Origin of the sequence: Kocuria sp. HSID16901 (assembly GCF_003989425.1) — a bacterium.
GTDB lineage: Bacteria > Actinomycetota > Actinomycetes > Actinomycetales > Micrococcaceae > Rothia > Rothia massiliensis.
On record NZ_RBLM01000011.1, the window covers coordinates 21,584 to 31,169 of the forward strand.

General features: G+C 61.1%; 15 protein-coding genes and 1 pseudogene. All 16 read right to left on the reverse strand.

Annotation, left to right across the window (positions count from 1 at the left end; all coding sequences use genetic code 11):
* Positions 1 to 114 precede the first annotated feature (114 nt).
* On the reverse strand, positions 115 to 879 hold the full coding sequence (locus D8M21_RS10890; RefSeq protein WP_161970381.1) for a nucleotidyl transferase AbiEii/AbiGii toxin family protein: 765 nt from the start codon (positions 877 to 879) through the stop codon (positions 115 to 117).
* A 40-nt stretch (positions 880 to 919) separates the two neighbouring features.
* On the reverse strand, positions 920 to 1,252 hold the full coding sequence (locus tag D8M21_RS11315) for a hypothetical protein (RefSeq protein ID WP_161970382.1): 333 nt from the start codon (positions 1,250 to 1,252) through the stop codon (positions 920 to 922).
* A 3-nt stretch (positions 1,253 to 1,255) separates the two neighbouring features.
* Positions 1,256 to 1,645, reverse strand: coding sequence for a hypothetical protein (locus D8M21_RS10895; RefSeq protein ID WP_126855887.1), 390 nt, complete (start codon positions 1,643 to 1,645; stop codon positions 1,256 to 1,258).
* 249 nt (positions 1,646 to 1,894) lie between these two features.
* Entirely contained in the window at positions 1,895 to 2,044 is a 150-nt protein-coding gene (locus tag D8M21_RS11290) for a hypothetical protein (RefSeq protein WP_153245888.1), read from the reverse strand.
* A gap of 5 nt (positions 2,045 to 2,049) precedes the next feature.
* Positions 2,050 to 2,286 (reverse strand): hypothetical protein, encoded by a 237-nt coding sequence (locus tag D8M21_RS10900; protein ID WP_126855888.1) that lies wholly within the window; start codon positions 2,284 to 2,286, stop codon positions 2,050 to 2,052.
* Complete coding sequence (locus D8M21_RS10905) at positions 2,283 to 2,726, reverse strand: hypothetical protein (RefSeq protein ID WP_126855889.1); 444 nt, start codon at positions 2,724 to 2,726, stop codon at positions 2,283 to 2,285. Before D8M21_RS10905 ends, D8M21_RS10900 begins: the two co-directional genes overlap by 4 nt.
* Positions 2,727 to 3,030: 304 nt before the next feature.
* Positions 3,031 to 3,348, reverse strand: a complete 318-nt coding sequence (locus tag D8M21_RS10915) for a hypothetical protein (RefSeq protein WP_126855890.1) — start codon at positions 3,346 to 3,348, stop codon at positions 3,031 to 3,033.
* Positions 3,349 to 3,424: 76 nt separating this feature from the next.
* Positions 3,425 to 3,835, reverse strand: a complete 411-nt coding sequence (locus D8M21_RS10920) for a hypothetical protein (protein WP_126855891.1) — start codon at positions 3,833 to 3,835, stop codon at positions 3,425 to 3,427.
* A complete protein-coding gene (locus D8M21_RS10925; RefSeq protein WP_126855892.1) occupies positions 3,832 to 4,596 on the reverse strand; it encodes a hypothetical protein in 765 nt (254 codons plus the stop codon). The genes D8M21_RS10920 and D8M21_RS10925 overlap by 4 nt, the downstream gene beginning before the upstream one ends.
* Positions 4,533 to 4,904: a TnpV protein gene (locus D8M21_RS10930; RefSeq protein WP_126855893.1), complete on the reverse strand. Its 372-nt coding sequence runs from the start codon at positions 4,902 to 4,904 to the stop codon at positions 4,533 to 4,535. The genes D8M21_RS10925 and D8M21_RS10930 overlap by 64 nt, the downstream gene beginning before the upstream one ends.
* Positions 4,905 to 5,133: 229 nt before the next feature.
* A complete protein-coding gene (locus tag D8M21_RS10935; protein ID WP_126855894.1) occupies positions 5,134 to 5,391 on the reverse strand; it encodes a hypothetical protein in 258 nt (85 codons plus the stop codon).
* A gap of 54 nt (positions 5,392 to 5,445) precedes the next feature.
* Positions 5,446 to 6,060 carry a ParA family protein gene (locus D8M21_RS10940; RefSeq protein ID WP_126855895.1) on the reverse strand — a complete coding sequence of 205 codons (615 nt, stop codon included), beginning with the start codon at positions 6,058 to 6,060 and terminating at the stop codon, positions 5,446 to 5,448.
* 101 nt (positions 6,061 to 6,161) lie between these two features.
* Complete coding sequence (locus D8M21_RS10945) at positions 6,162 to 7,475, reverse strand: replication initiation protein (protein ID WP_126855896.1); 1,314 nt, start codon at positions 7,473 to 7,475, stop codon at positions 6,162 to 6,164.
* A gap of 192 nt (positions 7,476 to 7,667) precedes the next feature.
* Positions 7,668 to 7,865, reverse strand: coding sequence for a hypothetical protein (locus tag D8M21_RS10950; RefSeq protein WP_126855897.1), 198 nt, complete (start codon positions 7,863 to 7,865; stop codon positions 7,668 to 7,670).
* 34 nt (positions 7,866 to 7,899) lie between these two features.
* Entirely contained in the window at positions 7,900 to 8,709 is an 810-nt protein-coding gene (locus D8M21_RS10955; protein ID WP_126855898.1) for a class F sortase, read from the reverse strand.
* A 9-nt stretch (positions 8,710 to 8,718) separates the two neighbouring features.
* Positions 8,719 to 9,586, reverse strand: a pseudogene (locus tag D8M21_RS11320) (hypothetical protein); the annotation flags it as partial.

Sequence of the window (9,586 nt, forward strand, 5' to 3'; positions counted from 1 at the left end):
CTGTACTGATCGCGGCGTTTATCTCCCCGGCCATTGACGGAGCGGTAGCGGAGCAATGGCCGGGGCCGGCCTCCAGAGGCCTCCCTGGCGCAAGGTCCTAGGGGCGCGCAGCCCCTACCCATCTAGTTCGATATCGCCGTCTTGAGTCCGGTCCTGAACCGGAGCTGTAGCTGCGTTGTGGCCCGGTTCAGCATGATTGCCCGCCCCGAGCTGTTGCTGTCTCGGGAAATCTGCTCGGCGCAAGGAGCGAATTTCGTCCAGTTCCACCCCTGCGGTGCCTGCAAGTTCAGATGCCCATTCCTGGAGCCGGTGTTGGATCTGTTGAAACTGGCCAGCATCAATACCATAGACTCCGACCTCTTCGACGGTGAGGTATTTCGCGCCTGCCAGAATGTGGGAGAAGTATGCCCGGTCGAAACCTGGGTCCTGCGCTTCAGCAGCACTGAGTAGTTCTTCGTCGCTGTAACGGCCTGATTGCCTGATCGCGTCGACGTCGAGGAAGTCGCGTGGATAGTGACGCCCGTAGAGAGCACTGACCTTGCTGCCCACAGCATCATCGATATCCAGCACAGCACCCACGTCCATGTAAGCCGGTGCATGGCCCCGGTAGTCGACTCCGAAATCGACCTGCACGCTCTGCGCCTCGCGCGTGATGGTGATGTTTTTGAACGTCTCGAGGTCACGACCAATCTCGACGTCGTAGCCTGTCTCTTTCAGCGCCTGGACGGCTCGACAGGTGGCGGCCTGAAAATTCATGGATTGCTGCGGGTTGGTGAACAGGTCGACGTCTTCGGTCGGACGATTGATGATCCCGTGTTCTCGCAGTGCTCCCGAACCGGTCAGGACGAACCCGTGCTGGGACAGATTCTCCAGCAACACGGTGGTGACCTCTCGCTGGAAGGCAAGTTCGTCATCCCGACTAGTCATGCTTGCCGACCCTGGAGAGCTTGTCGGGGAACTTAGTTGCCCATCGTTTCCGGGTTGCTGGGGGTAGGAGCATCTCATTCCACACGGATTGGATGATCTCTGGATTCAGGTAACGGGCTTGGTCTTCTTTGGTGCCGTTCTCCATGACTTCCCGGACCAGTACTCGTCGGCCACCGATGGTGGATAAGTCCAGGGTCCGGTACGGTGCCCAGCACAAACGTTGCGGCAATGTGATGGTTCCTGTGATGGGTCCTTGTAGGTCTTCCCAGCGGTCAACGATCTCGTAGGGCTTGGTGTCAGCGAAGCGTTGCTGTAGAGACTGCAAGGTTCACTCGCCCCGATTCATCTTGTATTCGGCGAGGCCGAGGATGTGTAGCTGTGTCTCCAGACGCGGAACTCTCCGGACCTGGGTTTTGGTCACGATAGGGAAAGTACGAGCGGCCGTCAGTTGCTGATGAAGGTCGGTAATATACCTGCGCACTGTTTTCGCTTCGAGTGAGCGAGTGAGTGCTTCAGCCCATTCCTGCATCTGCTGGTCGGTCAGTGCGGGTTCTTTGTCATCGAGGAGGCGCTCTGGCACGCCACGAGCGAGTGCGGCGTTCCTGGCCTTGTTTCGGTTGTCTTGCTCATCGAATTCCGGCGCTTGATCAGGCCGGGCCGCGTTGAGATCAGATTCGATTTTTTCAAGGCGATTTTTGATCGGGGCAAATAGCCTCATTTCGCCACCTTGCTAGGGATTCGCACGATTACGGCCAGAGCCAAGACACCGTAGTACCCAACCATTCCCAGTAACACCGCAATGACCGGCAAGGAAAGATAGTTCATAACACTGCGTGCATTACCGAGTTCTGAGAGGTGCCCCAGAAACCAAGTGCCACATGCCAGGGCACCTGTCAAACACACAGCGCTGAGTACCGTTACGCCAGTGACGGCAAGTATTTTGATCCAAAGATTCATGTCAGTTCTCCTATCCTGTCAGGCCCTTCTGTTTGCGGATGTATGGCGAGTAGGCCGCATTCAAATACCGAAGATTGAATCCGGCAACCGGGACAGCCAAAAGCCCCGTCGTAATCAACAAGGCTGTGCCATTCGGATGCGTAGCCAGATGATTGTTCATAGTTCTTACTCCTTAGCTCTGGTGGCAACCCATCGAGTAAGCATCACGGTCAGAATCGCCAGGATTGCTATGGGCACGATGGTACCGAAGGCAAATCCTGCGACGTAGGGGTAGCTGACATCCTCGGCGTGGAACAGGCCCGCCAGTATGGGCAACAGAAGTGTGGCGATGATGATCCATCGGATGATAGGACGACGCTTCAGTTTTCCCGGCTGGGGCGCTGCGCCTGCGGTGTGACTCATGACAACCACAGGCTGACGTCGACCAGGGCGATGTTCGTTCGTCCGCGCTTTGCTGCCCGGTACCGGGTCAGCTGATCCTGGCGTTCATCCAGCAACTGCTGGCCCTTCACGCGTGCCAGCACCGTCTTCTTGTCTTCGGCACGAATTTCATAGTCAACGTGGGCGTGGACGTTATTGCTGGGCATAGAGATCCAGGCTTCGCCGTTTTGCCCGCGCCGAATGATCGAGCGATAGTACGTCCGCGTCAGCGTCCGCAAATATTCTCTGCTGAATCCGGTGATGTCGGTGATAATGCGCTGGTCGCCGCGTTCCTGGACGTCGCTGTTCAGGGCATCGACGATGGCATCGTTCAGTGCCTGGGCTCGGCCAAGCGCCTCTTCTTGGGCGGCCTGGGCCTGTTGGGTGCGTTCTTCGAGTTCTGTTCTGATTTCTCGTTTCACAACCCCCACTATGCCAAAAGCCATGGCAGTTGGCAAGCAAGGTTATGAAAATAATTCTGTTGCCTCGGATCATCCGGTGGCGGCTACTGGTTGGCCTCGCGGTCGTGGATGTTTGGTGCCGTTGGTCGTGGTCCTGGTTTTGACATGGTGGCATCCCAGGCGTCGATGGTCTCCGGTAACCATCCCCTGGTGGAGCCGATGATCGCATCCGGTGGGGGTTGTGGTCGCCGCCGGTAGAAGGTGACTTTGTGGATTCCGAGCCGTTCGGCGGCTTCGGCGGCTGAGAGAAATCGAAGCGGGTCCCTCACTTCGCGAGATCCCAAGCACTGATGCCGTTGCTCGGGTCGCGAGGATCACCAATAGCTTCTGCATAGATCACTCGTTGATTCTTCCCGATTCCTCGGTGCTCGCTCCACCAAGTCTGCACGATCCAACGGGCGAAGACGACAGAGCAGATGAGTACGAGACATGCCCCGAAGACAACCAGCGGAATGATCACCCAAACGGAAGAGCCTGCTGTGAGGAGGGCTCTGATGGTAGTATATGCGGCCCAGAGGGTGATCGCGTCTGCAACGGCAAAGATTGCGACAGTCGTCCACGTTGCGAAACTAGTCTTTGGCATGGCGGTTCTCCTTTGATGATGCGTACGGAAGGTGCCCCGGCCATATTGGGCAGGGGATGATCGGGTTACTGAGTCCCTACATGGGTCTCGGGTAGGGGGTATGGCAAACGCCGTCGGCACCGCAGTAGCCCCAGCCGCTGGCGAACAGCAGAATAAATAATGCGGCGAGTCCGGCCAGTGCAGTCACTATGTAAACCACCGTGACGAAAGTATTCCGTCGTCTCGGGTCGAGGAAGACCACCATTCCAAACCCCAGCACAGTCAGCACCCCGGTACCGATGCCTGCCCGGATCAACCACCCCGAGCCCGGAGGGATCGGCTCGCCTGCTTTCATCAGCCAAACGATTGCCAGCAGCGCGAGAGCGGATGACCAACAGGCTCCGATGGCGATGACCAGGTATCGAATCTTTGCCCGCCGCAGCTGGCTGGGCGGCTCCGATTGCTTCTCAGGGTGAAGCCCATTTATGGGTTTTTCCTGCGAGGTCATGCAGGCACCTCCTGTGCCCGTACGTTGTCCGGTGCGTGGATGTTTATCGTTTCCCCGTTGATGAATCGGCGACATGCGTCGAGGACGTCAGCCTCGTCGACTTGGGTCGTGAAACCATGCGGATCGATACGGTACCCAGCCTTGTTGTGGTCGTCTTTGACCCGTTTGCCTTGGTGGACAGCCGGCCCGATGTACCGGTTCGGGAACTCTTCTCCCCACTCTGGGGCCTGGCTGATCGCTGCTGTGACCGGGTCCAGCTCGACACCGGTCATCTCCGCACCCTCGGGAGCGGTTCCGATGAACGTCCCGGACCCGGAGCCGGGTTCGAGCACCCGCCCGGACTCAAACCCGAGGTGCTGGACTGCCTGCCACATCGCCTGAGCGACCCTCGGGTCGGTGTAGTGGGCGTTGAGCACGGTCCGCTCGGCGGCCCGGTATTCGTCCTCGGAGAGCTCCTGGCGCAGTTCTTCGCGTTCTGCCTCGAACTCTGACCGTGCGGGGTTGAAGACTTCGGAGAGTCCCGTCGCTCCCCAGGAGCCCCAGCGAGCCAGCTCTTGGCGTTCCTCGGTGGTGGCGGCCCTGTCCTCGGCCTCGATCCGACGAAGGGTCTGGATCGCGGCGAGGTTGGCCTGGAAACGGGCCTGGGTACCCGAAGGAGCCAGATCATCCGGCGATGCCGGAATGAAGGCGTCTTCGTCTACTCCGGTGCCTCGGTCGCTTCCTGGTCCAGCTGGGCGATCCGCTGGTTGATCGCGGTCCACGTCGGGTCCGGGCTCTCGTCCTCTTCCGTCTCGAGGTCGGTCTCCCACTGATCCCTCGGCGGGGTCAGCACCTCGGAGATCACGATCTCCTCGGCCTGCTGCTTCGCCGCGTTCAGCCTCCCCCACTTGGCCAGGAAGTCCTCGCGCGGACTGTCCTGCCCCTGCAGGCTCAGCTGCATCTGATTGATCTGTTCCTCGGCCTGGTCCGCCAGGTTCTGGAAGAACACCTCCGGGTGCTCCAGGGCTTCGTACTGGCTCGGGGTCAGCCGCTTCCAGTTGGTCTTCGCGATAGCTGCGTAGTCGCTCATCTCGTGTTTCCTCCGATTCCGGGGTCAGGAATTCGAACAGATCGGTCTGTCCGTCGATGGTGGTGGGCTTGCGACGTGCCATGTAGCTCGGGTCCTGTCGGGTTGACGTACTTCACAATCCACGTTAACCGAGCCGAGGAGCGTTTAACAGAGCTTCCGATGCCTACAGTCCCGCACATGCTCACTCATGTGAGTGTGTGCGTTTGTGCGTGTGTGCATGTGTGCATGATCAGTTTTCCATGCCGCGACGCAGGTAGTAGTTCAGTAGCTCCTTGACGGTCGAGCCGGGCCGCTTCGGCGTGGCCATCTTGTTCTCGAGGGCTTCCCTCCTGAGCCGTTCGTGCAGGTCTCCTTCCATGTCCACGGTCATGCGCACGTCGGGTCGAGGCTGTGAAGCCTCTGCCGAGAAGCTGCTGGCGACACTGCTCGAGGTTCGGGTTGATGACTTCTTGCCGAGGGCGTTCTGGAGGCCGTTGTTCTTTCCCATGATGTTCTCCTTGATTAAGTGCGTGTGTGCGTTGGTGAGTGTGTGCGTGCGTGGTTATGCACGTTGCATGTGTGCTCGTAGGGCGGTCGAGAGCTCGGTGTAGACATCTTGGTATCCGGCCAGGTCCAGCTTCTGTGTATCTGCGAACCACGCTTCGGCGATGCCGACCCGGTTGGGAATCTCGGCTTCGAATCTGACCAGGTCCATCTCATCGCAGAGCTGGGTGATCTGATCGTGCAGCTTCTTGCGCCGAGAGTGGGAAATGGTCAGCAGAACCGCCAACGGCGTATCGCCCAAAGATTGGATGGTCGAGACCGTCCGGTAGAAGTCGCCAGGTGAGGGGGCGGTGGGGACGATCACGAAATCTGCCAGGTGGATCGCTTGGTCGATAACAGCTGGATCACCGGGGGGAGTATCAATGAAAATCCATTCGGCCTCCGAGCGTTCTGCGACTCTGGGCAATGACGAACGGTTCACGGTGGTGACCTGATAACGGGTGATGGGGTCCCCAGCGTCTTCGGCCTCTTGTCCCCAATCAGTGGCTGATCCTTGTGGGTCTGCGTCGAGGACTTGCGCGGTATGACCGGCCCGTGCTGCCGCTTCAGCCAGAAGCATGGCAGTGGTGGTCTTACCTGACCCGCCCTTGGTGTTGGTAATCGCGATGATCATGGTTCCCTCCCTGACTCGGTGCGTGCGTGTGTGCGTTGGTGCGTGTGTGTATGAGTGTATCGACCCGCCGGTTCAGGAACAAGAGGGACAATGAAAAGGGGCTATTCGACCCGAGTGGGGGATCCTGGAGGCGCTTGAGCCAAGTCTTGCAGGGTCAGGAGGGCACGCAGGAGTGGCCGGGGGAGCCGCTTGACCCAAGCGAGGGGAGGTGCTGATACACCTGAAGCTTGGTGTGTGTCACCCCCGCGTGCGACCCAGGCCAGAGTCTTCAGACGGTGCTGGATGCGGGCGGCGGCCAGGTACCGTTTCACGGTGCGTGTGCTGACTTTCAGTGCCTCGGCGATAGCGGCGACGACTTCTCCCGCGCGTCGGAGTCGCCAGGCCTGCTGTGCGCGACGTCGGCTGGCGTGCTCACGGATTCGGCGTGCCGCCGCGAGGTTCTGTTGGGCGGCGGTGATCTTCGGTGCGGTGCGTGCGCGGCCTCCTGCGGCTCCCAGCCGTGCCAGCCAGGGGTTGGTCGGCCCGTCTGTGGTGGCCGGTCGCCCGTTGCCTTTCTTAACCTGTCGGATCGCGGAGGCCGCGATTCCATCGACCTCACGAGGCCCCAATGGGGAGCCCAGATCATCATTGAGCCGGTGTGCGATCTCGTAGGAGGCAGATTGGATGTCCTGGCCACGGTCTGCCAGCCGCCACAGCGCAGAACGCGTGCGGTAGAAGACGTGGCAGTTGCGGCCAGCAGTGGGGGAGCCTGCCGTCAATGTTCGCTCGTGCCGGACCCGCTGTGGCGGGTACGGGTTCCACATGGCCGGTTGGTCATCGTCGTATCCCAGCGCCGCCAGGGCTGGGTCGGTCCAGCCGGTGAGGTGGGCTTTGAGCTCACCGAGTCGCCACGGCGTCGTCCGGGATGAGAATTCAACAGGACCGGTCGGAGCATCAGCGAAGGGGTTGCGCACGATGTGGCAGGTGAAGTGGTGGTCACCACCGACCGCGTTGGTCAGGGCCGTCGCCACGGCCCGGTAAAACAACGCGGGGCCTGGTGCGGATTTCTCGCCCGTGAAGACGGTATCGAGCACCCACCCGGCCTGGGCGTGTCCGTTGGCGGGGTTGGTGATGATCCAGTCCGGTCTCGGGATGCCGGGGTAGAGGATCCGTTCGTAGGCATCCGCGTGGTCGACATCGACGACGACGAAGTTCTTCCAGTCGGCGGCGTTGATCTGAATGAACGGGTAGTTGCGCGGGTCGTCGCTGGTGCGTGCGCAGTGATGCTTGGTGACACCTGCGTCGAAGCGCGTTAGCCGGTGATGATCCCGCAAACGCTGCCGCTGGAACGCGTCGTCTGGGCGTGGCTGTTCCTCCCATGACCCGGCGTGCTGGGGGGGAGTAGAACTTGTCGGCGAAGTTGCTACACTAGACATAGCGCACCTCCCTTGTTGGAGTCGCTTGAAGGGTTTCGTACGGAAGCTCCTTGCGTTGCTTCTCTCTTGGGCGGTGCATATAGATCAGCTCCTGTTGGTCGTTTGAGAATCCCGACCTAGATTGGCGTCCCGGCGGGATTCAAAGTTCTTCAAGTGGTCCTCATCTTTACGAAGGTGAGGACCACTTCTCGTTTATGGGTCTTTCGGTGGGTCCGGGAAGTCGTACTCGGTGAGTCCGGTTTCCCGTGCGGCGAGCCGTCGGAACCACGCGTTGAGGGAGATGCCGCTGCGTACGGCGTCGGCCCTGACGGCAGCCATCAGTGTCTCGGGAATCAGTATCCGGGGACCCCTGGCTGTGGGTTCTTTCGTCCGTGGCTGGCTGCGTCGCATGATCCCGATCATATCTTAAAAAGGGACACAAGATTTATTTTCCTTCCGCCGTGTCGTCGCTGTGGACCGGTGCGGCCTTCACGACGAGGTTCGATTGGTAGTTGAACTGGAAGGCTCCTCCGGCGTCGTTGACGGTTGGTCCCGAGCAGGTCACCATCGCCAGCTGGCGTTTCCCCGTCGCGTCGAACAACTCGGTTTCGGCGGTGAGTTTGTCCTGATCGACGGTATAGAGATCGGTGACCACGAATTCGTGGACATCACCGCCGGGGCCGGTGGCGTAGACATGGGCGCAGGGGTTCAGCTCGTGCAAATGCCCCCAGGGGGAGAGCTCGCCGCCCGTCCGGGAGAGATCACCGGGACCGTGATCAACGTGGCCAGCCAGCAGTGTCGTTCCCGTGGATGCATCCAGGGGAGCGGCTGGTCCGTAGATGATGCCTGCCGGTGCATCCGGCAGGGCCACTGACCCGGACGAGGTCGGCTGGGCCGACTGTAGCGGAGCGGACTGGCCCAGGGCCGGAATCTCCCACTGGTCCGGTCCTGGCTGGGCCTGGTGCTCAGGGGCCAGAGAGCATTGCGCGTTTCTGTATGACTTGGCCGGTGTCGGCGCATACTTCTCGTTGCTGTCGGTGAGTCCGACTTTGCCGTCCTGCTGGTGGACGGCTTCTCCGTTCTGTCCTGTGGTGGTCTCGGAGTGATCGAAGGGATGGGCCATCCAGTAGGGAAGCCCGCCGCGACTGGCGAGGAATCCCAAAAGAAGGAGGACCACCGCCAGGACAGCCAGGACCAGAGCCGCGATTGCGGCCCATCGGGTCCGACTGCCCTGACGGTGGCGTCTGGTTGTCATGGCCGTGGCTTACTTTCCAGCCTTGCGGCGCAGGTAGGTCCGGCCTGCCAGACCAGCGGCGACCAGGGCCATACCAGCGGTGATCCACCCTGCGACAGTCAGCGCCTGACCGTCAGCGGCTGTACCCGCATTCCCGGTGTGCAGCGGCTGAGCTGCACTCGGTGCCTGGGCGGCTTCGGCAGTGGCCTGTCCCTGTGCGGGTGCCTGGACTGCCTGAGTGGTCTCGGGCTGTGCCACCGGCTGCTGGACGGCAGGTGCGGCCTGGGCCGGGGTGGGCTCAGCGGCATGCTGAGCCTTCGGCTGTGCAGGATTCTCCGCTGCGGGCTGCTGAGGCTGGGATACACCCGGTGCCTGCACTGCAGGCTCGGGAGCCTGGGTCTCTGCTGCCGGTGCAGGATGCGGAGCCGGGGCCTGCGGAGTCTCAGTGGGCTGAGGGGTGGCAGGCGCCTGCTCTGATCCGTTTCCGGTACTGGTTTCGGACCCGTGACCGGGGTCAACGGGCGTTGCACCGTCGTTGGAGCCGGAACCATTGCCCGGATCGACCGGGGTGTCACCGGAGCCGTTACCGTTCGAGCCGTCGTTGGAGCCGGAACCGTTACCGGGATCGACCGGGGTGTCACCGGAGCCGTTACCGTTCGAGCCGTCGTTGGAGCCATTGCCTCCGGTGGAGTCATCACCCGTACCCGGATCGACCGGGGTATCACCCGTGGAGGAATCATCTCCGGTGTTGCCGGAGCCGTTACCCGTAGACCCGCCGTTGCCGTTCGAGCCCGAACCGTTACCAGGGTCGACCGGGGTATCACCGGAGCCGGAGTTGTTTCCAGACCCGTTATCTCCGGGGTTTGAGCCATTGCCTCCGGTGGAGTCATCACCCGTA

Bases quoted from the DNA above. Each gene is read 5' to 3' on its own strand.
- D8M21_RS10895 (WP_126855887.1), bottom strand. From the start codon at position 1,645: ATGAGGCTATTTGCCCCGATCAAAAATCGCCTTGAAAAAATCGAATCT.
- D8M21_RS11290 (WP_153245888.1), bottom strand. From the start codon at position 2,044: ATGAACAATCATCTGGCTACGCATCCGAATGGCACAGCCTTGTTGATT.
- D8M21_RS10900 (WP_126855888.1), bottom strand. From the start codon at position 2,286: ATGAGTCACACCGCAGGCGCAGCGCCCCAGCCGGGAAAACTGAAGCGT.
- D8M21_RS10915 (WP_126855890.1), bottom strand. From the start codon at position 3,348: ATGCCAAAGACTAGTTTCGCAACGTGGACGACTGTCGCAATCTTTGCC.
- D8M21_RS10920 (WP_126855891.1), bottom strand. From the start codon at position 3,835: ATGACCTCGCAGGAAAAACCCATAAATGGGCTTCACCCTGAGAAGCAA.
- D8M21_RS10930 (WP_126855893.1), bottom strand. From the start codon at position 4,904: ATGAGCGACTACGCAGCTATCGCGAAGACCAACTGGAAGCGGCTGACC.
- D8M21_RS10935 (WP_126855894.1), bottom strand. From the start codon at position 5,391: ATGGGAAAGAACAACGGCCTCCAGAACGCCCTCGGCAAGAAGTCATCA.
- D8M21_RS10940 (WP_126855895.1), bottom strand. From the start codon at position 6,060: ATGATCATCGCGATTACCAACACCAAGGGCGGGTCAGGTAAGACCACC.
- D8M21_RS10945 (WP_126855896.1), bottom strand. From the start codon at position 7,475: ATGTCTAGTGTAGCAACTTCGCCGACAAGTTCTACTCCCCCCCAGCAC.
- D8M21_RS10950 (WP_126855897.1), bottom strand. From the start codon at position 7,865: ATGCGACGCAGCCAGCCACGGACGAAAGAACCCACAGCCAGGGGTCCC.
- D8M21_RS10955 (WP_126855898.1), bottom strand. From the start codon at position 8,709: ATGACAACCAGACGCCACCGTCAGGGCAGTCGGACCCGATGGGCCGCA.